Genomic DNA, 22,858 nt, shown 5'->3' with positions numbered 1-22,858 from the left:
CATGAACCTCGCGCAGATCATCGAGCGGCACGCGCAGTTTTCACCGCAGCAGGTGGCGTTGCACGCGGCAGGGGAAGACATCAGCTACCCGGTGCTGTGGCAGCGCATCGAGTCTGCGACGCACGTGCTGCTGGCGGCCGGTGTGCGGCCGGGTGACAGGGTGGCCTGGCTGGGCTTCAACGACCCGGCCATGCTGGCGCTGCTGTTTGCGCTTTCCCGCATCGGTGCAATTCTGCTGCCGCTCAACCACCGGCTGGCGTCACCCGAACACGTGGCGATTCTTGGACACGCGGGTGTGAGCCTGCTGGTCAGCGACAGCGGACATGCCGATGCGGCTGCAGCGCTGGCGGCATCGCAGGGGTGCCGCCTGTTGCCTTCCGGCGGACTCGCGACCGGGCTGGCCGGAAGTGTTGCCGGGCGGCTGTCAGGTGAGTACGCCTCGCCGGTGCTGCTGGTCTACACCTCAGGCACCACCGGCCGGCCCAAGGGCGCCTTGCACACGCAGTCGGGCCTGATCTGGAACTGTGTGATTTCCGCCCATGCGCATGAGCTCACCCAGGCTGACCATGTGCTGAGTGTGCTGCCCATGTTTCATGTGGGCGGCCTGTGCATCCAGACCCTGCCGGCTCTGCATGCCGGCGCAACGGTGACCCTGCATGCGCGTTTTGATGCCGCGGCCTGGCTGGCCGATGTGACCGGACGCCGGCCTACGCTGTCACTCATGGTACCGGCCACCTTGCGCGCGGTGCTCGACCATGCCGGTTTTGCTGCCACCGATCTTTCTTCCCTGCGTTTTCTGGCAGCGGGCTCTTCCACCATTCCCGCGTCGATGATTGCGGCCATCCATGCACGCGGTGTACCGCTGGGCCAGGTGTATGGTGCGACCGAGACCGGCCCGGTCTCCATCTATCTGCGCCGCGCCGATGCGATGGCGTATGTCGGGGCAGCTGGCAGGGCCGGACTGCATGTGGACGTGAAACTCGTCAACACGCTGGGCGAAACCGTGGCCCCGGGCGAGGTCGGCGAAATCCGGGTGCGTGCGCCCAACGTGATGGCTGCCTACTGGGCCGATGCCGACAACCCGGCCTTTGCCGGAGGCTGGTTTCATACCGGCGACCTGGCGCGTTGTGATGAAGCCGGGTTTTACGAGGTGGTGGGACGCTCGAAAGACATGATCATCTCGGGCGGCGAAAACGTTTACCCGGCCGAGATTGAAAACCTGCTGGCCGATTGCCCGGAGATCCTGGAAGCCGCAGCGGTCGGCCAGCCCGATGCGCGCTGGGGCGAGGTGGTGGTTGCCGTGGTTGTGCGCAAACCCGGTAGCAGGCTTGATGCGGCCGGGGTCCAGCAATTGTTCGAGGGCCGGCTCGCGCGATTCAAACACCCCAAGCGCATCGTGTTCTGCGAGGCCCTGCCCAAAACCGCACTGGGCAAGGTGCAGAAAGCCGGCCTGCTCGCCGGCATCCATGCTCAATAGACCGGCTGGTGCTTTTTGATCGCGGCCTTGACCTCGTCGCTAAGTACAAAGCCCGGGCCGAATTTTGCAGCCAGTTCACCGGCGCGTTTCACAAAGGCCTCCACCCCCATGCTGTAGATGAACTGCATCGCGCCACCGGTCCACGCCGGAAAGCCGATGCCGAAGATGGAGCCGATGTTGGCATCGTGCACGCTGGTCAGTACGTTTTCGCTGAGGCAGCGCGCGGTTTCCACGGCCTGGCGGTACAGCAGCCTGTCCTTGAGGTCGGTGATGTTCCAGGTCGTGCCGGGCTTTTCGAACAGAGTTTTGAGTTCGGGCCACAGGGTTTTCTTTGCACCCTTCTCCTCGGGGTAATCGTAAAAGCCGGCGCCCGCGACCCGTCCATTGCGGTCGAACTCCTTGACCATGCGCTCGACGATCAGCTCGCCTGGCTTGGCGATGTAGGTTTTGCCCTCGGCCACATAGTCGGCGCGGGTCTGGTCCAGCACGTGCACGCTCAGTGACAGCGCGGTTTCGTCGAGCACGGCGAGCGGGCCCACCGGCATGCCGCACTGGATGCCGGCGTTTTCAATCGCTGCCGCCGGAATGCCTTCGCCCAGCATGGCCGCACCTTCCATCACAAAGGTGCCGAAGGTGCGGCTGGTGTAAAAACCGCGCGAGTCGTTGACCACGATGGGAATTTTTCCGAGCGCCTGCACGTAATCGAAGGCGCGCGCCACGGTTTCATCGTCGGTCTGCTTGCCGCGGATGATCTCGACCAGCTTCATCTTGTCGACCGGGCTGAAGAAGTGGATGCCGATGAACTTGTCCGGATGCGCGCTGGCCGTCGCCAGTCCGCTGATCGGCAGGGTGGAGGTGTTGGATGCAAAAAAGCCGCCAGGCGCAAGCAGGGGCTCGGCTTCCTGCGTGACCTTGGCTTTCAGGTCGCGGCGTTCGAACACGGCTTCGATGATCAGGTCACATCCGGTGAGGTCGGCCACCTGGTCTGTGGCCTGGATGCGTGAGAGGAGGGCGGCTTGGTCGGGCGGGCTCATGCGGCCCTTGTCCACGCGTGCCTGCGTCAGCTTGAAGCTGTAGGCCTTGCCGGTATCGGCCTTGTCCTGGCTCACATCCTTGAGCACCGTGGCAATCCCGCGGCTGGCCTGGGCGTAGGCAATGCCAGCGCCCATCATGCCGGCCCCAAGCAGGCCGACTTTCTGCGGCTTGTAGCGCGGGACATCTTTCGGACGCGAGCGGCCCGACTTGATCGCATTCATGTTGAAGAAAAAAGTGTTGATCATGTTCTTGGCCACGGGGCTGACGATCAGCCTCGCCAGGTAACGCGATTCGATGCGCAGCGCCGTGTCGAAATCGACCTGCGCGCCCTCGACCATGGCGGCCAGCGCATATTCGGGGGCAGGGTACAGCCCGCGTGTTTTCTGCTTGAGCACGGCCGGCGCCACAACCAGCATGCCCGCAATCTTGGGATTGGCAGGTGTGCCGCCAGGCATCTTGTAGTTCTTGTCGTCCCAGGGGTGATGCGCTGGCGCAGCGGCACCGTCATGGGTGGCGATCCAGGCCAGCGCCGCAGGGCGCAGCGCGGCTGCATCCGGCACCAGCTCGTGCACGAGACCGAGCTCCAGCGCCTCGTGCGGGTTGAACAGCTTGCTTTCCAGGATGTAGGGCTGCGCACCCATCAGACCCAGCATGCGTGTCATCTTGGTGATGCCGCTGGCTCCGGGAATCAAACCCAAGGTGATCTCGGGGAGGCCGAACTGGATCTTCTTGTCACCAACCGCAACGCGGTAGTGGCCCACCAGCGCCACTTCCCAGCCGCCGCCCAGCGCCGTGCCGTTGAGGCAACTCACCACCGGCTTGCCCAGTGTCTCCAGCGTGCGGAAGTTCTTCTTGGTCTGCTCGATTTCCTGGAACACCGCTGCAGCGTCAGAAGCCTGCAAGCGCATCGTGGCCTTGAGGTCGGCACCTGCAAAGAATGTACTTTTATTCGATGCCAGCACGATGCCGCGAATGGCGTCCTTGTCCTTGACCACCTGCGCGGTGGCTTCGGTCAGGTCTTTTTGCCACTGGGTACACATGGTGTTGACCGGCGAACCATCCTCGTCAAAGGTGAGGGTGGCAATGCCGTCGGCCAGTTCGTACTTGATTGTTTTCATTTGTTTGTCATTGCGGGCTAGACCCGCAATCCATGTTGGATGAATGTCATATGTCGGTAGGCTGTGGATGCCGGATCAAGCCCGGCCTGACAGGATTTAAATGGCTTCGACAATCGTTGCAATGCCCATGCCGCCGCCGACACACAAGGTGGCCAGGCCGTAACGCAGCTTGCGCCTGTGCAGCTCGTCGATCAGGGTGCCGAGAATCATCGCGCCGGTGGCGCCCAGCGGGTGGCCCATGGCAATCGCGCCGCCGTTGACGTTGACCTTGTCGTGCGGCACCTTCATCTCTTTCATGAAACGCATCACCACCGCGGCAAAGGCTTCGTTGACCTCAAACAGGTCGATCTGGTCTATCGTCAAACCGGCCTTGGCCAGTGCCTTGCGTGCCGCCGGCATGGGACCGGTCAGCATGATGGTCGGGTCAGCGCCGCTCAGCGCGGCCGCGACGATGCGGGCACGCGGCGTGAGGCCATGGATTTTTCCGGCGGCTTCCGAGCCGATCAGCACCGCCGCCGCACCATCGACGATGCCCGACGAGTTGCCGGCGTGATGCACATGGTGGATGCGCTCGACCTGCGGGTAACGCGTCAGCGCCACCTGGTCAAAACCCATGCCACCCATCTGTTCAAAAGCGGGGCGCAGCGAGGCCAGGCCTTCCAGGGTGGTGTGCGGCTTGATGAACTCGTCCTGCGCGAGGATGGTCTGGTCGAGAAAGTCTTTCACCGGAACGACCGAGCGGTCGAAGTAACCGGCTTCACGCGCCTTGGCCGCGCGCTTCTGGCTTTCCATGGCAAAGGCGTCCACATCGGCGCGCGTAAATCCCTCCAGTGTGGCAATCAAGTCGGCGCCAACGCCTTGCGGCACAAAACCGGTGGCACTGTTGGTTTCCGGGTCCTGCGCCCAGGCGCCGCCGTCAGAGCCGATGGGCACGCGGCTCATGCTTTCCACACCACCGGCCACCACCAGATCTTCCCATCCCGAACGTACTTTTTGCGCGGCCATGTTGACGGCTTCCAGGCCGGAGGCGCAAAAGCGGTTGACCTGCACGCCCGAGGCGCGGAAGTCCCAGCCGGCCTTGAGCGCTGCCACCTTGGCAATGACGGAGCCCTGCTCGCCGATGGGCGAGACCACACCCATCACGACGTCGTCGACCAGGGCCGTGTCGAAGCCGTTGCGCCGCTGCAGCTCGCTCAGCACACCTGCCAGCAGGTTGACGGGTTTGACCTCGTACAGGCTGCCGTCTTTTTTGCCCTTGCCGCGCGGTGTGCGGATGGCGTCATATACATAGGCTTCGGTCATGATGTGCTCCAGAATGGTTTGTCGTCACGGACCCGGTCCGGGGCAGCCGGAAAAAGGCATCCGGTAGAGTATATTCATTTCACCAAGCAAACGCTTTGCATAAATGACAACAAACAGGGAGACAGACGCATGACCTCCTCCATGCTTACACGCCGTTGCTTTGTCCAGTCAGGTTTGGCCGCGGCCGGCCTGCAGCTCATGCCGGCGCGGGCTCAGGGCGCACAGCGGTTTTATCTGGCCGATATGCATTCGCACTACGGCATGTTTTTGCCGCGTCTGTTCGGGCTGGACTTGCCCAAACACATGCAGGACACCGGCACCACGCTGCTGGCCTGGGCGGCCACGGATGACCACCGCTGGATCAGCATGACGCCCACGGGCTGGAAGCAGACCCGCACGCCCGCGCCCGATGAGTTGTGGGTTTCGTTCCAGCAGCGCCTTGCCGGCTATGAGGCCAAGCTGGTGCAGTGGAACCTGCGCAAGGCGCTGACGGCGGCCGACGTGGATGCCGCCCTGGCTGGCGAGCCGCGTGTGTTGCTGGCCACCGAGGGATCCAACTTTCTGGAAGGCCAGCCCGAACGCGTGGCTCAGGCCCACGCCTGGGGTGTGCGGCACATGCAGCTGGTCCACTTCATCCAGAGCCCGCTGGGCGACCACCAGACGGCCAATCCCGTCCACGGCGGGCTCACCGCCCTGGGCGGCAAGGTGGTGGCCGAGTGCAGGCGGCTGGGCATGGTGGTTGATCTGGCCCATGGCACCGCCGCTCTGGTGGACGGCGCGCTGGACGCAGGCGAAGGTGTACCCGTGTGGTCGCATTCATGGATCTCGCCGCAGGGCGGCAACTGGCAAGACTCCTCCTACATTGCCCGGTCCCTCTCGCCCGCCACGGCAAAAAAGATTGCCGCACGCGGCGGCGCGGTGGGGCTGTGGACCGTGCGCGTCAGCCGTGACCCGGCTTATCCGGTGCACAGCGTCAAGACCTATGCTGACGAAATTGTCCGCATGTGCGAGCTGATTGGCCCCGCTCATGTGGCCTTTGGTACCGACATGGAAGGTGCGGGGCCCGGGCCCATCCTCTCGAACTATGTGGATTTGCGCGACGTAGCCGACAACCTGCTGAAGCGTGGCATGAACGAAGCACAGCTGCAGGGTGTGTTCATCGGCAACTATGCGCGCATCGTCAAGATTGCCATGGAGGCCGCGCGCCCATGAGGGAGGCGACGGTCCGTGCCGGGAACCGTCGCATGGCTGATGCGATGGCGCTTGGGCAGGGCGCCTTGGAGAAAACTCTGGGCAGGAAGCTGCTTGAATTTCAGAAAGCACGTGCTTGGTAAAATTGATGCTGAACCACCAACCCCTTTCACAGGCCAAGGAGGCCGCATGATCGAACGCACACTTTTCAGCCCCGACCACGAAGCCTTTCGGGACAGCTTCCGCCGGTTCATGGACAAGGAAATTGCGCCTTTCCACGCGCAATGGGAAGAGCAGGGCTATGTGGACAGGGCAGTCTGGAACAAGGCGGGGGAAAACGGCTTCCTGTGCATGACCATGCCCGAGGAATATGGCGGGTCGGGCGCCGACAAACTGTACTCCGTGGTGCAGATGGAAGAGCTCAACGCAGCAGGGTTCACCGGCATTGGCTACAGCCTGCACAGCGAAATCGTCGCACCTTACATCCTGCATTACGGGACCGAGGCACAGAAGAAAAAGTACCTTCCGAAGCTTGCGAGCGGTGAGATGGTGGGCGCCATTGCGATGAGCGAACCGGCTGCCGGCTCGGATCTGCAAGGCGTGAAATCCACCGCAATCAAGCAGGCCGACGACAGCTACCTGCTCAACGGCAGCAAGACCTTCATCACCAACGGCTGGCACGCGGACCTGGTGATCGTCGTCGCCAAGACCAACCCGGCAGCCGGCGCCAAAGGCACCAGCCTGCTGCTGGTCGAGCGCGGCATGCCAGGCTTTGCAGCAGGCAAACGACTGAAAAAACTGGGTCTGAAAGCGCAGGACACTTCGGAGCTTTTCTTTGACGACGTGCATGTACCGGCTGAAAACCTGCTCGGTGGCGCAGTGCAGGAAAACCGCGGCTTCATCTGCCTGATGGAACAGTTGCCTTGGGAGCGCCTGCAGATTGCCATCGGCGCCGTGGCGGCAGCCCAGGCCGCGATCGGCTGGACGCTGGACTACGTGAAAGAACGCAAGGTCTTCGGCCAGCCGGTCGCCAGCTACCAGAACACTCGCTACACCCTCGCCGAGCTGCAGACCGAGGTGCAGGTGGCGCGCGTGTTTGTCGACAAGTGCACCGAACTGCTGGACGCCGACAAGCTGGACACCGCAACGGCCAGCATGGCCAAGTACTGGTGTTCAGACCTGCAGGGCAAGGTCATGGACGAATGTGTGCAGCTCTTTGGCGGCTACGGCTATATGTGGGAGTACCCCATCACCCGCGCCTATGCCGATGCCCGGGTACAGCGCATCTACGGCGGCACCAACGAGATCATGAAAGAAGTGATTTCGCGGTCCATGGGCCTAGGGAGCAAATAGCGCTGCTGCCTGCCCGGATTGGGGCGTTCAACCGGCTTTCGGGCTGGCGCTGTGCGATGGGGCGTAGAGTGCTCGAAAGCGGGCATAACGCGGGGAGAGCATCTTCTGCTCGCCGGGGTCGGGCGCATAGGCCACCTCCACTGCCGGGGTTCTGCATACGGATTGCAGCGCGGCGCCGGTGGACAGCCACGCCAGGCGCGCGGCCCCCAGGGCCCCTCCGACCACCGAGTCACTATGGGTCAGGATTTCGACATTCAGGCTTGAAGCCAGTTGCTGGGCCCACATGGCACTGCGGGCGCCGCCGCCGACCAGCGAGAGGCGCTGCACCGAACTGCCGGCGGCTGTCAGGGCCGCCAGGCCATCATGCAGGCCGAAGGTCACGCCCTCCATCACTGCATAGGCCAGCCGGGCAGCGTCTGTTGTAAAGCTCAGGCCGTGAAAGCTGCCGCGAATGTCGGCGTCGTTGTGGGGTGTTCTTTCACCATCGAGGTAGGGCAGGAAAATCGGCGCTGCCGCACGTTCGGCCAGAGACAGCGCACTGGCTTGCGTGGCCAATGCGCCTTCCGATGGCGCGCCCAGCAGGCGGCTGGCCCACTGCAGGGAACTGGCAGCCGACAACATCACGCTCATCTGGTGCCAGCGGTCAGGGAGGGCATGGCAGAAGGCGTGGGTGGCACTGGCCGCATTGGGTTGATAGCTGGGGGTCACCACGAACAGCACGCCGCTGGTGCCCAGCGATAAAAATCCCTGGCCCGCCTCGGTCGCGCCCATGCCAACGGCGCTGGCCGCGTTGTCGCCCGCACCACCGGCCACCACCGTGCCGGTCCGCAGACCCAGCGCCTGGGCCGCCTTCGCGCTGAGCTGGCCACCCGCAGCGCTGCCTTCCACCAGGCGCGGCATGTGGGCCTGGTTCAGGCCGGTGAGGGCCAGCAGTTCATCCGACCAGACGCGGCGCTGCACGTCCAGCCACAAGGTGCCGCTGGCATCCGACATGTCTGTCACGAACTCGCCGGTCAGCATCAGGCGTACATAGTCCTTGGGCAACAGGACTTTGGCAATTCGCCGGAATACCTCGGGCTCATGGCGGGCCACCCAGCGCAGCTTGGGTGCGGTAAATCCAGGCATCGCCAGGCTGCCCGCCAGGGCAGGCAGGCCGGGCAGCTCGGCCATCATCTCGCGGCATTCGGCGGCCGAGCGGGTGTCGTTCCACAGGATGGCGGGCCTGAGCACTTCGTCCCGGGCGTCCAGCAGCACGGCGCCATGCATTTGCCCGGACAGGCCTATCGCGCCGGTCGCTGCGTAAGCTTCGGGGTGGGCCTGGCGCAATTGAGCCAGTGCAGCCTGTGTCGCCGTCCACCAATCCCGTGGCTGCTGCTCGCTGTGGCCGGGGTGCGGGCGGGACACGTCGAGCGCGGCACCTGCCGACCCTACAACCTTGTGGCTGGTGTCGAGCAGAAGGGCTTTGACTTCCGAGGTGCCAATGTCGATTCCAAGAAACATGGTGGATCTTTGAAGAAAAATTGCTTACAGAAAGGCCGCGGCTCGCGCCGGGACGCCATGGGCAGCGAGGTGGCCACGCGGGTGCATGGGACGCAGGTATTGGTGCAACACCAGCGCGGCAGCACCTACCGCTGACGCCAGCAGCCCGTAACGGGCGACGCGCACCACGGGCGCGGCCATGCCTGCCTGGAGGGCATAGTTTTTCAGCGTCTCCTGCGCGACCTGCACCATGTCGGGAAAACGGTGGCACGACGAACCGCCAACCACCAGCACGCTGGGATCGAAGGTGGTCCACAGGTTCTGCAGCAGCACGCCCAGGTAGTATCCCGAGCGGCGGGCATCCGCGAGCTGGCCCAGGGCGCCTGATCCGATGAAGGTCTCTGCACAGCCGTGCCGTCCGCAGGAACACAGGGGGCCGTCAATTTGCAGGATGCTGTGGCCGATCTCGCCGGCCATGCCCTGCATGCCTGTGAACAGCCGGTCGTTGAGCACGATGCCCGCGCCCACGCCCACATCGCAGGTGACAAAAATCAGCGAGTCCTTGCTGTCGCCTTCCGAAAATTCGTATTCACTCAGCGCAGCGGTGTCGGCTTCGTTTTGCACATGCACGGGTACCGGGGGCAGGCCGGCATGAGCCAGCGCCCGGGTGATTTGCGGCACAAAATCCACATTGCGCCAGCCAAGATTGGGCGCAAAACGAAGCACACCCGTGGCTTCGTCAAACGCGCCGGGCAGCCCCACGCCCACACCCGAGAGTTGCATGCCGCGCGACACCAGCTGCGCATGGGCCAGCACCGTCAGCTCGCCGATCTGGCTGCAGACGTCTTGCGGCTGGGTGCCGCGCAAAGGTTCTTCCGTTGACCACAGCACCTGCCCCAGCAGGGAGACGCTCACCACACGCAAGGTGTCCACCGCTACTTCCACACCGATCAGGCCGCGGGACCGGGTATCGATCTGCAGGGGCGTGGAGGGCCTTCCGACGCCACTGGCTGCGGCCAGGCTGGTTTCGCTGAGCCAGCCTTCATCAATGAGTTCGCGCACCAGCAGGCTGACCGTCGACTTGGTCAGTCCGCTGTGGCTGGCCAGCTGTGCACGCGAACAGCCGGGCTGGTTGCGCAGCAAGCGCAGCAACACACTGCGATTGATCCGTTTGACGAGCTGCTGGTCGCCTGTGGTTTTCATGGCCGATGGCATGGCTCAGACGTTGCGGTGAGGCGCCTGTGTTTTTCCTTCGGGCTGCTTGCCGGCGATGATCATGCCGAGAATCTGGTCTTCGTTCAGGTCGGTCGTTCGGTAAGTGCCTATCAGGCGGCCGTTTTTCATCACGGAGAGTCGGTCGCTGAGCGCAAAAACATCGTGCATGTCGTGCGTGATCAGGAAAATGCCCACGCCTTCGGCTTTCAGCTGCAGCACCAGGTTGGCCACCATGGCGGATTCCTCCGGCCCCAGGGCGGCGCAGGGTTCGTCCATGATCAGGATGCGGGCGTTGAAGTAGATGGCGCGCGAAATGGCCACCACCTGGCGCTGCCCGCCCGACAGGCGCCGCACCGGGGTGTGGATGTTGGTGAAGTTTTTATTCAGGCGGCCAAACACCTTGCGCGCCTGCGCCTCCATGAAGTAGTCGTCCAGCGTGTTCCAGGCCGTCATTTTTTCGCGGCCCAGGAACAGGTTGGCCACGGCGTCCAGATTGTCGGCGAGGGCCAGCGTCTGGTAGATGGTCTCGATGCCCTGGTGCTGCGCGTCGGCCGGGGTCCGGAGATTCACTTTCTCTCCCATCACATGGATCTCGCCCGAATCGATGGGGAAAGCGCCGGCCAGCATTTTCATGAGGGTTGATTTGCCTGCGCCGTTGTGGCCCAGCACGGCCACAACTTCGCCCGCGTACAGGTTCAGGTTCACGCCGTCCACGGCATGAACACCGCCAAAGGCCTTGCGGATGTCCTTGAATTCGACCAGGGGCTCGGTGGTGGTTTGCATGTCAGCTTTCCTGTGCCCACTTGCGATAGAGCACGTCAAATACCACCGCAACAATCAGCACCTGTCCGATGATGATCATGCGTTTTCCGATGGACACATCCAGCAGCAGCATGCCGCTGTCCAGCGACTGCATGATGAGCGCACCCAGGACCGAGCCAATGATGGTGCCGCTGCCTCCTGCCAGTGCGGTGCCGCCAATCACGGCGGCAGCAATCACGAACAGTTCCATGCCGGTGCCCAGCGAGTTGGTACCGGCGTTCAGGCGGGCCACCGACACGATGGCCGCGATGGTGATAAGCACACCGAGCAGGGCAAACAGCATGAGTGTCACCCGCTTGACCGGTATGCCCACCAATACCGCGGCGTCGGGATTGCCCCCCATGGCATAGATGTAGCGGCCAAAACGCGTGCGTTGAGAGATGAATGACATGGTCACCGCCACGGCCGCCCAGATCAACACCGGCACGGGGATGCCCTGGGGAGCCTCCTTGTTGGGAACCTGATAGCTGTTCATGACCGCGGCAAATGCGGCCAGCAGGACCACAGGTGCCGCCACCAGCAAGACGTCCATCCACAGGGGATGGTTGGGCATCTCATGGTGCGTGGAGGCACGGCGGCGCAACACCATGCGGACCACCAGCAGCAGGCTCACACCTGCCGTCAGGACCCAGGTGGCGGTCACCCCGATGCCGCCGTCATAACCGCCACCCAGCTGCAGGAAAGTCTCGTCGCTGACGGGCTGGGTCTTGCCGTCGGCCACCAGGAAGGCCGCACCGCGCAGGGACATCAGGCCCCCCAGCGTGACCACGAAAGACGGCACACCGAGCATGGCGGTCAGCCATCCCTGGTACATCGACACCAGCACCGCTGCGGCCAGCCCGGCAAGCGACGCCGCCGGCCAGGACCAGCCCAGGGTGTATTGCAGATAGGCGATGAGCACGCCCACAAAACCAATCACAGAGCCGACCGACAGATCGATATGCCGGGCCACGATGATCAGCACCATGACAGTGGACACGATGCCAACCACGGCGGTTTGCTGGGCGATGTTGTAGAGGTTTTCAGGTGACAGGAAAATGCCACCCGACAGCACATGGAACACGCCTGCCAGGACGGCAAGGACGCCTCCCATGAATACCAGCCGCCAGTCGACGGCAGCGTTGCGCAGGGATCGGGCAGGAAAATGCATGGTCATGAGGATGCAGTGCTCCCACAGGCAACCGACAGGCTGGTTGCCTTGCCTGCTTGCGCAGAAGGGGAGCAGGGTGGTTGAAGACCTGTACTACTTGCAGGCTGCGACGTTGCCGGTGACACCCCTGCAGAGTTCCTCTTTCTTGATCCAGCCGGCTTTCACCACCACGTCGAGGTTGTCGCGGGTGATGGGCACGGGCTTGAGGAACTGGGCCTGCAGGGCAATCTTTTTCTCGCCGCCGTTCCAGGAAGTCGCACCATCGACTTTTTTGCCGGCGCCCAGATTGACGGCTGCGCTGGCCGCCTGTTTGCCGAGGTCGCGGGCATCTTTCCATACCGACACCGTCTGGGTGCCCATGGCCACGCGGTTCAGGGCGGCAAAGTCACCATCCTGACCGGACACCGGAACACCCTTGAGGCCCTTGGAACTCAGCGCCGCCACGACACCACCGGCGGTGCCGTCATTGGAGGCGACCACGGCGTCGACTTTGCCGCCGTTCCTGGTCAGGATCTGTTCCATGTTTTTCTGCGCGACTTCAGGCTTCCAGCCCTCGGTGTATTCCTCTCCCACGATCTTGATGTCGCCTTTCTTGACGGCGGCATCAATGATTTCCTGCTGGCCTTCGCGCAGGAAATTGGCATTCGGGTCTGTAGGCGAACCCTTGATCATCACGTAGTTGCCCTTGGGCTTGGCCTTGAACACGGCACGTGCCTGCATGCGGCCGACTTCCTTGTTGTCGAAGGTGATGTAGAACACGCCGGGGGCCTCGATCAGGCGGTCATAGGCGATAACCGGCACCTTTTGTTTGGTGGCCTTGTTCACGGCGGGCAGGATGGCGTCCTTGTCCATGGCCAGCACGATCAGCACCTTGGCACCCTTGGCCATCAGCCCGTCAATGTCCGCCAGCTGCTTTTCGGGAGAGCCTGCGGCATCCGCACTGATGTATTTGGCACCCAGCTTTTCAAGCTGCGTCTTGATGGCGGCCTCGTCCGTTTTCCAGCGCTCTTCCTGAAAATTGGACCAGCTGACGCCAACGGTCACCTGCGCCCATGCGCCAGCGGCGGCCAGGCTGAGTGCCAATGCAGTGAGGGAAGTCTTGAGTTTCATGATGGTCTCCGATGGTTCTGCCCATGTCAGGCATGTGATTTTTGAAAAAAAAGCTCGGCCAGGTCCTGCATCGTCCTGCTGTAAAAGCAGCAACCATAGGATTAGTTTGGACGACGCACTAATTATGTGGATCCGAAAATTTCCGGGCCTAGGGACAAACCCCCGGGGATGCGGGGTATTGCTGGAAATTTGGACAGTTTCTGTAACACCACACGCTGGTCGCGAGGTGCCGGTGCTTGACGCATCAACCAAAAATTGCGGGGATGTGCTACATATATGATAGCAATAGATTCAGGCTACGACTGGGGTTGTCGCGCTATTTCTTTACAACGCGAAAATTTTCTATCATCATACGATACTATGGTTCGCCCTAGTGCCCAGGGCTGACCAATTGTTCTAGAGTGACCTCCGGAACTGCTTTCGAATGCCTTGCTTCACTGACAGCTCGCTGCAAAAAATGTGCTTGCCTGGCATGTCCCCCATCTTGTCCATCGCCCCTCCAAGGAGACACTCATGCACGCTTCTTCACGCCGCTCATTTGTCACGCGCACCGCAGCGACCCTGGCGGGTCTGGCACTGATGGCCGCGGCCCTTCCAGCGGCCGCGCAAGGCTATCCGGTCCGTCCGGTCACGCTGATCGTGCCCTGGGGCGCCGGCGGCGGCACCGACGCCACGGCCCGCATCATCGCCAGCCTGCTGGAAAAAGAGATCGGCCAGCCTGTCACGGTGGTCAACCGCATCGGTGGCAGCGGTGTCGTGGGGCATTCGGCGATTGCCTCCGCCGCGCCCGACGGCTACACCATCGGCATGGCAACGGTGGAGATCGGCATGATGCACTGGCAAGGCCTGACCGAGCTCACCGGCGCTTCCTACACGCCCCTGGGGCTGGTCAACGCCGACCCGGCCGGTGTGCAGGTGCGTGCCGACGCGCCCTACAAAACAGTCAACGACCTGCTGGCGGCCATCAAGGCCAACCCCGGCAAGTTCAAGGCCTCTGGCACGGGGCAGGGCGGCATCTGGCACCTGGCCATTGCCGGGCTGCTGCGCGACCAGAAGATCGACCCTGCAGCCTTGCCCTGGGTTCCCAGCAACGGTGCAGCGCCGGGCTTGCAGGACATGATTGCCGGCGGTGTGGAAGTGGCCCCGGTCTCGCTTCCGGAATCGCGTTCGCTGATCGATGCGGGCAAGGTCAAAAGCCTGGCCATCATGAATGACAAGCCTTCCGCGCTTTACCCGAATGTTCCGACGCTCAAATCGGCCATCGGCAGCAACTGGACCATGGCTGCCTGGCGCGGCATCGTCGCGCCCAAGGGCATTCCTGTCGAGGCGCGCGACAAGCTCAGTGCCGCCGTCAGGAAAATCGCCGCCAGCAAGGAATACAACGAGTTCATGGCCAAGCAAGGCTACGGCGTGATTTATGCCGGGCCTGACGATTTCGCCAAGTTCATGGCCAAGTCGGATGTCGAGCTTGGCGCCACCATGAAGGCCGTGGGTATCGCCAAGTAAAAGCCAAAAGCCGCACATGAAACTCAACGACGCCGTTTTCGGCGTGCTGCTGCTGGCATTGGGCGCCACGATTCTGTTCGTCGTGCAGGCATTCCCGAAGATACCGGGGCAGCAGGTGGGGCCGGCACTGTTCCCGGGCCTCATCGCCGCCGGGCTGTGTGTGGGCGGCCTGATCCTGCTGGTGCGCGGCTGGCGCGAACGTGCCTCGGTGCCCTGGCTGGTGCCGCAGGACTGGACGCGCTCGCCGCGCCATCTGCTGGCCCTGGCAGTCCTGATAGGCGCCATCGTGTTTTACATGCTGCTGTCCCAGAAGCTTGGCTTTTTGCTGAGCTCGGCCATCATTCTTTCGGCCTTGTTTTATGTGCTGCAGGTGCCTCTGGGCAGGTCCGTGGGGGTCGCCGTGCTGGCCACGCTGGTGATTCACTTTGCCTTCTACAAGCTGTTGCGCGTGCCGCTGCCCTGGGGCGTGCTGCAGGGCTACGCCTGGTAGACACCTTGCCATCCGGAACCCATTGGGGAGTTGACGCGCCATGACCGCTGTTGGACAGGCTTTTGCCATGGTTTTTGAGCCCTACACCCTGATGGTGATGGTGCTCGCCTCGCTGTACGGGCTTTTTGTAGGCGCCGTGCCGGGCCTGACGGCCACCATGGCCACCGCGCTGCTGGTGCCGGTGACTTTTTTCATGGCGCCGATTCCGGCCATCGCGGCCATCGTGACGGCCACCGCCATGGCCATTTTTTCGGGCGACATTCCTGGTTGCCTGCTGCGCATTCCCGGCACGCCAGCGTCAGCGGCCTATACCGACGAGGCCTTCGCCATGACCAAAAAGGGCCAGGCCGAAGTGGCCCTCGGTGCCGGCCTGGTGTTCTCGGCAGTGGGCGGCCTGTTCGGCACGGTGGTGCTGATCGTGGCGGCTCCTGCGCTGGCAGAGTTCGCCACCCGGTTCAGCTCCTTCGAGTATTTCTGGCTGGTGCTGCTGGGCCTGACCTGCGCGGTGTTCATCACCTCGGACCGTCCCGTCAAGGGCCTGATCACCCTGTTCCTTGGCTTGCTGGTGGCCTGTGTGGGCCTGGGCAACCCGGCCGGCTTTCCGCGCTTCACTTTCGGTAACACCGAGATGATGGGCGGCATCGGCATGATCTCCATGATGATCGGCATGTTTGCGATTGCCGAGCTCATCCGTTTTGTGGTGGACACCAGCCCGCCGCCTGAGCTGGTGGTCGAGAACGTGGGCAACGTGCTCGCCGGGCAATGGGCGCTGGCAAAAAAATACCCCAAACAGATTCTGCGCGGCAGCGTGCTGGGCACGGCGGTGGGTGCGTTGCCGGGCGCGGGCGCGGACATCGCGGCCTGGATGTCGTACGCGATGAGCAAGAAGTTCTCGAAAGAGCCAGAGAAGTTCGGCACCGGCCATGTCGAAGGCATCGTGGAATCGGGCGCCGCCAACAACAGCGCCCTGGCCGGCGCCTGGATCCCCGCGCTGGTGTTCGGCATTCCGGGTGACTCCATCACGGCCATCGTGATCGGTGTGCTCTACATGAAAAACATGAACCCCGGCCCCTCGCTGTTCACCACCCATCCGCAAAACATCTATGCGGTTTTCCTGCTTTTCATCCTTGCCAACATCATCATGATTCCCCTGGGCATTCTCTGCATCAAGGCCGCCCGGCGCATCCTCAAAGTGCCGCGCAACCTGCTCATGCCCATCATCCTGATGTTCTGCATCGTCGGCACCTTTGCCATCAACAACTCGCTGTTTGAAGTCGGCGTGATGCTGGTTGCCGGCGTGATCGCCTATGTGCTGGAAGAAAACCGGTTTCCCATCGCGCCGGCCATCCTCGGCGTGGTGCTGGGCGGCATGCTGGAGGAAAACTTCATCACCTCCATGATCAAGGCCGACGGCAACATGCTGGCTTTTGTCGGCCGACCGATTGCCGCCACACTCGCCGCGGTGACCCTCCTCCTGTGGTTCACGCCCGTCGCCACGGGCTGGCTGCGGCGCCGCAACGTTGCTGCGCCTGCCTGAGGCGCAGGCGTCAGCCGATGGCTGCAGGCTCCGGCACCCCCAGCTTTGCTGCCCATGGGGCCAGCGCCGGCAGGATGGCCGGGTAAAGCGCCACGCCCGAGCGGCTTTGTTCACGGGCCAGTGCCACGCCTTTTTCGCCCGGTGTCCGGATGGCCGTGCCCGCTTGCGCCGGACGCGATGCCCGGCACGCATCGGTGACATGGCCCGTCTGCCGCGTGAAGGCATCCAGCCCGGAGAAGGCGCGCGGATCGATGATCTGCAAAAACACCGTGGCACCCCAGCCTTCTTTGGCATCTGCGCGTCCGTGGCCCGCCAGGCCGCCGGTGAGGGCTTCAACCAGCAGCGTGAGGCCGTAGCCCTTGTGGCCCGAGTCCATGCCGCCCAGCGGCAGGATGGTTCCTTTGGGTTCCCTGAACAGCACCGCCGGGTCGTCGCCCGGCACGCCGTGGCCGTCCATCACCCACGCGGCAGGCAGGCGGCCGCCTTCCTTGTGCAGGCGGTTGGTCAGGCCGTTGGTGGTCGCCGAGGTCGACACGTCCATCAGCACAGGAATGTCATTTGTGGGAATGCCCGCGGCAATCGGGTTAGGCGTGAACACGGCATCGAGCCCGCCGAAAGGCGCCACGCTGGCGGTGTTCGGGTCCGAGCAGGTCAGCAGCATCAGCAGGCCCTGGTCGGTGGCGCGCTGCAGGTAGGCGGCCAGGCAGGCAATGTGATGGCTGCGACGGATGACCACCGTACAGGTTCCCTGGGTGCGGGCGCGCTGCGTGGCGATCTCCATGGCGCGAAGGACCAGCCACGGCCCCGGCAGCCGCAGGCCATCCCAGGTGAGGGCGGCAGGGTGGTCGGCCACCACGCTGGGTTCGCCCTGCTTGCGCATCGCGCCGGATTCAAGCTCGGCAAGATAACCCGGCAACAGCGCCAGGCCATGGGTGGTGTGACCCATGAGGTCACCCTGCATCAGAATGTCGGCGACGGCCCCCGCCTTGTCTGCTTCCAGGCCGGCGGCGCCCAGCAATGCAGTGGCGTAGCCGTTCAGGTCGGTGTGTCTGTAGCGCACGGTGCGTCTCCGTTATTGCTATTTATTTGATAGCTGTTTGCGCCCGCCACATAAGGGCTGAAGCCTTGTTTTATTCATATTTCAGATGCAGACAGGGGTGCTGCGGGCAAAACTGATTCTAGGGACTCTCCAACCGGGCCGCGCAAGAAAAAGCCGGCACGGGGCCGGCTTTTACCTTTTACCAAAAGGCCATCAGTGCCCGGCAGCACCGGGCACTGATGCGCCTTAATTGACGCGGCGTTCGATAACGATTTCCTCGACTTCCACGCGGCGGTTGGGCGCCAGGCAATTGATTAGGTCTGTGCGTTTGCGGTCATTGCAGGTGACCACCGGGTTGCTTTCGCCCTTGCCGACAGCCGTCAGGCGATTGGCGGCAACGCCTTTGCTGGTCAGGTAGTTCCGTACTGCTTCGGCGCGTTGCTGTGACAGCTTCTGGTTGTAGGCGTCCGAACCCAGACGATCGGTGTAGCCGGTCACGGTGACATTGCCGTTGTACTGGCCGGCCCCGAGGACCTGTGCAATCTCGTCCAGTTTGGTCTGCGGCATGCGCAACTGGGCGCTGTCGAAGGCAAACAGTTCAGTGGCCGCCAGGGTCACACGCTCAAACCGTGCCGGCGCGGCGGCCGGAGGCGGCGGCGGGGGTGCCGCGACAGGTGCCGGTGCCGGCGGTGGCGTGTACTGCGCAACCTGGGTGCTTGCCGGCTTGTCGAAGTAGTAGCTCAGGCCGAAGTTGAGCGAATTGGTCGTGAGATGGTCTGCGCCGAAGGTGTTGTGGCGAACATAAGCGCGGCTGCGCCGCAGGTCGGCCTGCATGAACCACTGCTCGGACAGGCTCACCTGGAAACCGGCGCCCAGGTTCAGGTAAGGCGAGGTCGCACTGGCGGTGGGCAGTTTGTCGCGCTGCGCACCAATACCTGCGAGCAGGAAAGGCCGGAAGTTGCTGCGGTTGAACATGTACAGGGCATCTACACCCAGCGTGGCCTGCTCGTAACGGATGCCGTTCTGGGTTGACCGGCCCAGCATGCCGCCCCCCTGGAGATCCCACGAAGGGGACACCGCTTTGCCGATGCGCAGACCGAGCCCATTGAAGTTCTTGCCGCCGTTGAACCGGTCATCGGGATCCACCACGCTGATGCTGGGCATGATGTAGGCCGACGGGTTGTCAATGATCTGGGCCATCAGCAATGCCGGGCTCATGCAGGCAAGCGCGGCTGCGGCGGCAGAAATTGTTCTGATGTGGGTGAGTTTCATGGCGTGTCCTTCAAACAAAAGCCGATGCGTTAAAAAAATGAGAGCGGGCATCGCGGCCTGTTTGCGCCGTGATGGTCGAGCATCAGGCGGGGCAAATCCGCAACGTATCGGCGCGTGAGCCGTCACGCTGTGGGACAGTAGCTCCCCATGGCGACGACACACAAAAAAAAGCCCCGCATGAGCGAGGCGTGGCAGAAAGTGCGATGTGTGGGGGTGCATTGTCAATGCGTCGCCGGATCACGCACTTTCCCAAGCTGTTCGGTTGTCATGAAGGATCTTTGCTGCGCGTGCGGCTAACCGCGCTGAAAATCCCGATTCCCAGGATCACCAGCGCGCCGATGCCGATATAGACATGGGGAATGCCGGCTTCGAACGCACCCCAGACCAGGCCGGCCAGAAAAATCGCGAAGCCAACCATATAAAGTGCAAAAGACATGTCTTCCTCCAGAAGTGAAGGGGTCAGTATCGGCAACCATCTGCGGTGCCCCTATCGGGCGCAGGCCACTGCGCTTGTCGGAGAAAGCCGATGATCGGCAAAAAACGCATCCATCAGATAAAAGTTCTAAATATTCTTTAATGGTGAGGTATTTCGTTTTCTTTCATGTCATTTATCACAGAAGCACGCTATCAAATTGCCGTGTATCAGAAGATGACAACCTGTAACGAAAAGCATACGATGTTTGTGTTGACCGGGTGGTGTGCAGGCTTTGTCAACGACCTATAAGCCCAAGGAAATTGGCACCAGGGTTGGCATTCGTCATTCAACATCTATTTGCGCCATGTCATTTTTTCAAAACCTTTTTTCTTCTTCGCACAGCCAGAAAGAGAGCGATCCGGGAGAAACCGGGCCGGTCAAAATGAGCCTGGACGAACGCATGGCATTTCGCCGTGAGATGCTTTTCGACTCCGTCAAAACCACGATGGAGAGCCGGGGCATTCTGAGCGGAAGCTACAAGTTCAAGGTCGTGCGCGCCGACAAACGTGGCCACAGCTTCGTGGTGATGGTGGACCTGTCCACGGACTTCATGGACAGTGAGCAAGGTAGCCAGCGGGCACTGGCCGCGCTGGGCACCACCATCGGAAAAAACGCCCTGGCCCGTTATGGCCTGGGTGTGTCAGCGGTCTACTGGCGCGTCAACGAAGAACTCAGGGGCTTTGACCCCCAGCGTGTCGAGGCTACGGCAGGGCCGGACAGCGGCCCACTGTCACCCGAGGCGAAGCGGGCCGCGAATGTGCGCCGTTATGAACGCGCCACCGCGCAGGAACTGGCCGCCTTTGAGTCCGCCTGGCAAAACAGCAGCGAGATGACCATCGGTGACCGCACCTACTCGTCCGACCTTGCGCCGCTGACCGGCGCGGACGGCAAGGACAGCCGCTAGTCCGCTGGCTGGCGAACGCGCCTGCAGCGGCGCGGGCAGGATAATGACGGTCTGTTCACTGACCGGGTTGATCCAATGCCTTTTTTCTTCCTGCGTCTGCAGCCTCTGCTCCATACCTCCTCCTGCCCTGTAGCGAAAGCACTGGCGTGACCGAGCCGGTCCGCATCCACTGGACCGAAGGCGAACAAACCCGTTCTGCGCGCTGGCGTTCTGAAAGCGGCGCGGCTCCACCCCGGAAGGTGCAGGTGGCCGATGACACCCTGACGGCCGATGCCGCCTTCCGCCTGGCCAGCGAAGGCACGGCCATCCTGTGGCGCGGTGATTTCCAGAATGCGCGGCAACTGCTGCAAGCTCTGGCCAGGCGCACCGACAAACCCAAAAAGGAAAAAAAGTCCAGGCCCGATGCGGCTCCCGTCTCGCCGCTGGACGCCTTCAACCTGCATCGCCAGGCCCAATCCCAGCGTGCACGCACGCTGGCCATGCTGGTGCTGGAGTTTGACGGCAGCCACCACATCGCCCTGCGGCGGGCGCCGGATGTCTCGCAGGCCTGCACCGAGGCTTACGGCCCGGGCGATGCAGCGCAGGGCGCCTACGTCACGTCGCTGCGTGAACTGCTGGGCCTGATCAGCGCGCACGAATGGCGCAAGAAGGGGGTGGAGATCGCCGCCCTGAGCGGTGAGCGCATCCACCCGCACTACGGCGTGTTTGCCCCGGTGCGCGGCGAATACCTGGCCCTGGCGGCCGACACGCCGCTGCCGCCGGCCCTGGCTTCCGCCAGCCTGGCCTTTGACATCGGCACCGGCACGGGTGTGCTCGCGGCCATCCTCGCGCGCCGGGGTGTGCAGCAGGTGGTGGCGACGGACCAGGACCCGCGTGCACTGGCTTGTGCGCGCGAGAACCTGGTGCGTCTCGGGTTGGCCGGGCGCGTCGAGCTGCAACAGGTGGACCTGTTTCCGCCGGGGCGCGCGACGCTGGTGGTCTGCAACCCGCCCTGGGTGCCGGCGCGGCCCAGTTCACCGATCGAGTATGCGGTGTATGACCCGGACAGCCGCATGCTGCGCGGCTTCCTGCAAGGGCTGGCTGCGCACCTGGTGCCCGGCGGTGAAGGCTGGCTCATCCTGTCGGACCTGGCCGAACACCTGGGCCTGCGGCCACGCAGCGAGCTGATGGCCTGGATAGACGCTGCCGGCCTGCAGGTGCTGTCCCGCGTGGATACCCGGCCGCAGCATCCCAAGGCCGGTGATGCAGCCGATGCGCTGCACGCCGCGCGCGCGGCTGAAGTCACTTCGCTCTGGCGCCTGGCCGCCCATGCGGCGCCCTGAATATGCTATAAAAAGAATAGCTGCTTGCGCCCGTCCAATAAGGGTTGGAAGCCATTTTTGTTAAACGCTGTTTCACGAAGGAAAATCCCATGCCTTATGAACTGCATTACTGGCCGACCATCCAGGGCCGCGGGGAATTCGTTCGCCTGGCGCTGGAGGCGGCCGGTGCCAGCTACCTTGACGTGGCGCGCTGCCCCGAAAGCAAAGAGCAGGGCGCGGGGTCGATGATGCATTACCTCGAGAGCCCGCAGGTGCAGCACCCGCCGTTCGCACCGCCCTTCCTGGTTGATGGCAAGCTCATCGTCGGCCAGACCGCGGCGATCCTGCTCTACCTCGGGCCGCGCCTGGGTCTGGTCGGCAAAAGCGAGGCGAAGCGTTTGTGGACGCACCAGCTACAGCTGACCATTGCCGATGCCGTGGCGGAGGTGCATGAGACTCACCACCCGATTGCCACCGGCCTGTATTACGAAGACCAGAAGAAGGAGGCCGCCAAGCGGGCGAAGGCCTTCCGCGAGCAGCGCATTCCCAAATTCCTCGCCTGGTTCGAAAACGTGCTCGCGCGCAACCCTTCAGGGCCGGCTCACCTGGTGGGCGCGCGCCTGAGCTACGCCGACCTGTCGCTGTTCCAGCTGGTCGAGGGCCTGCTGTATGCGTTCCCCAAGGCAGCGCGGCGCACCCTCAAGCGGGCGCCGCATGTCACCGGCCTGCACGCCCGTGTGGCGCAGCACCGGCGCGTGGCGGCCTACCTCGCGAGCGAGCGGCGCATTCCCTTCAACGAAGACGGCATTTTCCGGCGTTACCCCGAGCTGGACGCCTGAGGCCGCGCACGGCGTCTTCTCCTACAGTCCGGTCTGTCCTCGCCTGACCACAGGCACTCGGGCACCGCACGACGATGAAATCCTGAACCGAAAAAACTGCGCTTTTGCAGCGAGATGCCTGGTACCAGCCGGGTGTCGATTTGGTCCTCATTCATTCCATCATCATTGAAGGAGCAACACCATGGCACTCGACGACTACGACAAGGATCAGCAACAACACCAGAACCTCGACCCCATCACTGA

19 protein-coding genes are annotated in these 22,858 nt (G+C 63.1%); 9 read left to right on the top strand and 10 right to left on the bottom strand.

Annotated elements, in window-relative coordinates; all coding sequences use genetic code 11:
* Position 1: 1 nt before the first annotated feature.
* On the top strand, positions 2-1,477 hold the full coding sequence (locus WA904_RS09605; RefSeq protein WP_425196901.1) for a class I adenylate-forming enzyme family protein: 1,476 nt from the start codon (positions 2-4) through the stop codon (positions 1,475-1,477).
* Here the strand turns inward: WA904_RS09605 and WA904_RS09600 are convergent.
* Together WA904_RS09600 and WA904_RS09595 are read right to left on the bottom strand one after the other, a co-directional pair.
* On the bottom strand, positions 1,471-3,630 hold the full coding sequence (locus tag WA904_RS09600; protein WP_425196900.1) for a 3-hydroxyacyl-CoA dehydrogenase NAD-binding domain-containing protein: 2,160 nt from the start codon (positions 3,628-3,630) through the stop codon (positions 1,471-1,473). The genes WA904_RS09605 and WA904_RS09600 overlap by 7 nt on opposite strands.
* Before the next feature lie 96 nt (positions 3,631-3,726).
* Positions 3,727-4,932 carry an acetyl-CoA C-acetyltransferase gene (locus tag WA904_RS09595; protein WP_425196899.1) on the bottom strand — a complete coding sequence of 402 codons (1,206 nt, stop codon included), beginning with the start codon at positions 4,930-4,932 and terminating at the stop codon, positions 3,727-3,729.
* Between the two features lie 129 nt (positions 4,933-5,061).
* Here WA904_RS09595 and WA904_RS09590 point away from each other — a divergent pair, with 129 nt between their 5' ends.
* Positions 5,062-6,144: a dipeptidase gene (locus WA904_RS09590; RefSeq protein ID WP_425196898.1), complete on the top strand. Its 1,083-nt coding sequence runs from the start codon at positions 5,062-5,064 to the stop codon at positions 6,142-6,144.
* 168 nt (positions 6,145-6,312) lie between these two features.
* Positions 6,313-7,476 carry an acyl-CoA dehydrogenase family protein gene (locus WA904_RS09585; RefSeq protein ID WP_425196897.1) on the top strand — a complete coding sequence of 388 codons (1,164 nt, stop codon included), beginning with the start codon at positions 6,313-6,315 and terminating at the stop codon, positions 7,474-7,476.
* Between the two features lie 27 nt (positions 7,477-7,503).
* On the opposite strand, the gene xylB is transcribed toward WA904_RS09585, so the two are convergent.
* From xylB to xylF, 5 genes are all read right to left on the bottom strand, one after another.
* Entirely contained in the window at positions 7,504-8,976 is a 1,473-nt protein-coding gene (gene xylB / locus WA904_RS09580; RefSeq protein ID WP_425196896.1) for a xylulokinase, read from the bottom strand.
* A 24-nt stretch (positions 8,977-9,000) separates the two neighbouring features.
* Positions 9,001-10,158: an ROK family protein gene (locus WA904_RS09575; protein WP_425196895.1), complete on the bottom strand. Its 1,158-nt coding sequence runs from the start codon at positions 10,156-10,158 to the stop codon at positions 9,001-9,003.
* A 15-nt stretch (positions 10,159-10,173) separates the two neighbouring features.
* Positions 10,174-10,953, bottom strand: a complete 780-nt coding sequence (locus tag WA904_RS09570; RefSeq protein ID WP_425196894.1) for an ATP-binding cassette domain-containing protein — start codon at positions 10,951-10,953, stop codon at positions 10,174-10,176.
* 1 nt (position 10,954) lies between these two features.
* Positions 10,955-12,085 (bottom strand): sugar ABC transporter permease, encoded by a 1,131-nt coding sequence (locus tag WA904_RS09565; RefSeq protein ID WP_425196915.1) that lies wholly within the window; start codon positions 12,083-12,085, stop codon positions 10,955-10,957.
* A gap of 150 nt (positions 12,086-12,235) precedes the next feature.
* Positions 12,236-13,252, bottom strand: a complete 1,017-nt coding sequence (xylF, locus tag WA904_RS09560) for a D-xylose ABC transporter substrate-binding protein (protein WP_425196893.1) — start codon at positions 13,250-13,252, stop codon at positions 12,236-12,238.
* A gap of 513 nt (positions 13,253-13,765) precedes the next feature.
* Here xylF and WA904_RS09555 point away from each other — a divergent pair.
* The 3 genes from WA904_RS09555 to WA904_RS09545 are packed head-to-tail and all read left to right on the top strand — an operon-like array spanning position 13,766 to position 16,785.
* Positions 13,766-14,758 (top strand): tripartite tricarboxylate transporter substrate binding protein, encoded by a 993-nt coding sequence (locus WA904_RS09555; protein WP_425196892.1) that lies wholly within the window; start codon positions 13,766-13,768, stop codon positions 14,756-14,758.
* A 16-nt stretch (positions 14,759-14,774) separates the two neighbouring features.
* Positions 14,775-15,248, top strand: a complete 474-nt coding sequence (locus WA904_RS09550; protein ID WP_425196891.1) for a tripartite tricarboxylate transporter TctB family protein — start codon at positions 14,775-14,777, stop codon at positions 15,246-15,248.
* Positions 15,249-15,288: 40 nt separating this feature from the next.
* A complete protein-coding gene (locus WA904_RS09545; protein WP_425196890.1) occupies positions 15,289-16,785 on the top strand; it encodes a tripartite tricarboxylate transporter permease in 1,497 nt (498 codons plus the stop codon).
* 10 nt (positions 16,786-16,795) lie between these two features.
* Here the strand turns inward: WA904_RS09545 and WA904_RS09540 are convergent, their stop codons facing one another.
* From WA904_RS09540 to WA904_RS09530, 3 genes are all read right to left on the bottom strand, one after another.
* On the bottom strand, positions 16,796-17,845 hold the full coding sequence (locus tag WA904_RS09540; RefSeq protein ID WP_425196889.1) for an Ldh family oxidoreductase: 1,050 nt from the start codon (positions 17,843-17,845) through the stop codon (positions 16,796-16,798).
* Between the two features lie 225 nt (positions 17,846-18,070).
* Entirely contained in the window at positions 18,071-19,096 is a 1,026-nt protein-coding gene (locus WA904_RS09535; RefSeq protein ID WP_425196888.1) for an OmpA family protein, read from the bottom strand.
* Positions 19,097-19,361: 265 nt separating this feature from the next.
* Entirely contained in the window at positions 19,362-19,532 is a 171-nt protein-coding gene (locus tag WA904_RS09530; protein WP_425196887.1) for a hypothetical protein, read from the bottom strand.
* A gap of 343 nt (positions 19,533-19,875) precedes the next feature.
* On the opposite strand from WA904_RS09530, the gene WA904_RS09525 reads away from it, so the two are divergent.
* The 3 genes from WA904_RS09525 (at position 19,876) to WA904_RS09515 (ending at position 22,615) form a co-directional block, all read left to right on the top strand.
* Positions 19,876-20,475 carry a hypothetical protein gene (locus WA904_RS09525; RefSeq protein WP_425196886.1) on the top strand — a complete coding sequence of 200 codons (600 nt, stop codon included), beginning with the start codon at positions 19,876-19,878 and terminating at the stop codon, positions 20,473-20,475.
* Between the two features lie 146 nt (positions 20,476-20,621).
* On the top strand, positions 20,622-21,797 hold the full coding sequence (locus tag WA904_RS09520; RefSeq protein WP_425196885.1) for a methyltransferase: 1,176 nt from the start codon (positions 20,622-20,624) through the stop codon (positions 21,795-21,797).
* A gap of 89 nt (positions 21,798-21,886) precedes the next feature.
* Entirely contained in the window at positions 21,887-22,615 is a 729-nt protein-coding gene (locus WA904_RS09515) for a glutathione S-transferase (protein ID WP_425196884.1), read from the top strand.
* Positions 22,616-22,858: the final 243 nt, after the last annotated feature.

It is taken from the genome of Polaromonas sp. (assembly GCF_049790275.1).
Lineage (GTDB): Bacteria > Pseudomonadota > Gammaproteobacteria > Burkholderiales > Burkholderiaceae_C > Polaromonas.
Note: the sequence above shows the minus strand (reverse complement) of the source record. Positions and strands in the feature narration are given on the sequence as shown.

Excerpts from the sequence above, each read along its gene's own strand:
- WA904_RS09525 (WP_425196886.1), top strand. The coding sequence starts at position 19,876 with ATGTCATTTTTTCAAAACCTTTTTTCTTCTTCGCACAGCCAGAAAGAG.
- WA904_RS09590 (WP_425196898.1), top strand. The coding sequence starts at position 5,062 with ATGACCTCCTCCATGCTTACACGCCGTTGCTTTGTCCAGTCAGGTTTG.
- WA904_RS09595 (WP_425196899.1), bottom strand. The coding sequence starts at position 4,932 with ATGACCGAAGCCTATGTATATGACGCCATCCGCACACCGCGCGGCAAG.
- xylB (WP_425196896.1), bottom strand. The coding sequence starts at position 8,976 with ATGTTTCTTGGAATCGACATTGGCACCTCGGAAGTCAAAGCCCTTCTG.
- WA904_RS09605 (WP_425196901.1), top strand. The coding sequence starts at position 2 with ATGAACCTCGCGCAGATCATCGAGCGGCACGCGCAGTTTTCACCGCAG.
- WA904_RS09585 (WP_425196897.1), top strand. The coding sequence starts at position 6,313 with ATGATCGAACGCACACTTTTCAGCCCCGACCACGAAGCCTTTCGGGAC.
- WA904_RS09530 (WP_425196887.1), bottom strand. The coding sequence starts at position 19,532 with ATGTCTTTTGCACTTTATATGGTTGGCTTCGCGATTTTTCTGGCCGGC.
- WA904_RS09565 (WP_425196915.1), bottom strand. The coding sequence starts at position 12,085 with ATGGGAGGCGTCCTTGCCGTCCTGGCAGGCGTGTTCCATGTGCTGTCG.
- WA904_RS09575 (WP_425196895.1), bottom strand. The coding sequence starts at position 10,158 with ATGAAAACCACAGGCGACCAGCAGCTCGTCAAACGGATCAATCGCAGT.
- WA904_RS09545 (WP_425196890.1), top strand. The coding sequence starts at position 15,289 with ATGACCGCTGTTGGACAGGCTTTTGCCATGGTTTTTGAGCCCTACACC.
- WA904_RS09535 (WP_425196888.1), bottom strand. The coding sequence starts at position 19,096 with ATGAAACTCACCCACATCAGAACAATTTCTGCCGCCGCAGCCGCGCTT.
- WA904_RS09555 (WP_425196892.1), top strand. The coding sequence starts at position 13,766 with ATGCACGCTTCTTCACGCCGCTCATTTGTCACGCGCACCGCAGCGACC.
- WA904_RS09570 (WP_425196894.1), bottom strand. The coding sequence starts at position 10,953 with ATGCAAACCACCACCGAGCCCCTGGTCGAATTCAAGGACATCCGCAAG.
- WA904_RS09600 (WP_425196900.1), bottom strand. The coding sequence starts at position 3,630 with ATGAAAACAATCAAGTACGAACTGGCCGACGGCATTGCCACCCTCACC.
- WA904_RS09515 (WP_425196884.1), top strand. The coding sequence starts at position 21,887 with ATGCCTTATGAACTGCATTACTGGCCGACCATCCAGGGCCGCGGGGAA.
- xylF (WP_425196893.1), bottom strand. The coding sequence starts at position 13,252 with ATGAAACTCAAGACTTCCCTCACTGCATTGGCACTCAGCCTGGCCGCC.
- WA904_RS09550 (WP_425196891.1), top strand. The coding sequence starts at position 14,775 with ATGAAACTCAACGACGCCGTTTTCGGCGTGCTGCTGCTGGCATTGGGC.